General features: G+C 63.2%; 1 protein-coding gene. It reads right to left on the bottom strand.

The window, feature by feature from the left end; genetic code table 11:
* Positions 1 to 1,106, bottom strand: a 1,106-nt coding sequence (locus AAC083_RS16830; protein WP_108535493.1) for a DEAD/DEAH box helicase, incomplete at both ends; no start/stop codon positions are given.

The raw sequence follows: 1,106 nt of genomic DNA, 5'->3' as shown, positions 1-1,106 counted from the left end.
ACTACGTTCACCGCATCGGTCGTACCGGTCGTGCCGGTGCTGCCGGCCACCTGCTCGCACGGGATGTTCTGCTTGGTCAGACGTTCGATGGCCTTGATAAGCTTGCCTTCGTCGGCAGCGACCAGGGAGATGGCGTGGCCGGCAGCACCGGCACGACCGGTACGACCGATGCGGTGAACGTAGTCCTCCGCCACGTTGGGCAGCTCAAAGTTGACCACTTGCGGCAACTTGTCGATATCCAGACCACGGGCAGCGATGTCGGTCGCCACCAGCACCTTGACGCTACCTTCCTTGAAACCGGCCAGGGCACGGGTACGGGCACCCTGGCTCTTGTTGCCGTGGATGGCGGCGGCGCTGACGCCGTTCTTGTCGAGGGTCTCGGCAACACGGTTGGCCATGTGCTTGGTACGGGTGAACACCAGTACCTGCTGCCAGTCATTGCTGGTGACCAGATGGCTCAGCAGACCTATCTTGTTGGCCTTGTCGCACGGGTGCACCAGCTGCTCGATACGCTCGGCAGTGCTGTTGCGCGGCGCCACTTCGATTACCGCCGGGTTGTTGAGCAGGCCAGTGGCCAGCTCGCGGATCTCTTCGGCAAAGGTCGCGGAGAAGAGCAGGTTCTGACGCTGCTTGGGCATCAGGGCCAGGATCTTGCGGATGTCGCGGATAAAGCCCATGTCGAGCATGCGGTCCGCTTCGTCCAGCACCAGGATCTCGACTTCGTCGAACTTGACGGCGTTCTGGTTGTAGAGATCCATCAGGCGGCCAGGACAGGCCACCAGCACGTCCAGACCACGGCGAGTCGCCATCATCTGCGGGTTGATGCTGACGCCGCCGAAGACCACGTGGCTGCGCATCGGCAGATGCTTGCCGTAGTTGCGCACGCTCTCGCCCACCTGGGCGGCCAGCTCACGAGTCGGGGTCAATACCAGGGCGCGGATCCGGTTGGGAGAAACTTTACGCTTGCTCTCCATCAGACGCTGCAGCATCGGCAGGGTAAAGCCTGCGGTCTTGCCGGTCCCTGTTTGGGCCGCCGCCATCAGGTCGCGGCCAGCCAGAACGGCGGGGATCGCTTGCAGCTGAATGGGAGACGGGGTGTCGTAGCC

Source organism: Aeromonas sp. HMWF014, assembly GCF_963878295.1.
GTDB classification, from domain to species: Bacteria; Pseudomonadota; Gammaproteobacteria; order Enterobacterales; family Aeromonadaceae; genus Aeromonas; species Aeromonas popoffii.
This window is presented reverse-complemented; position numbering and strand designations above follow the sequence as displayed.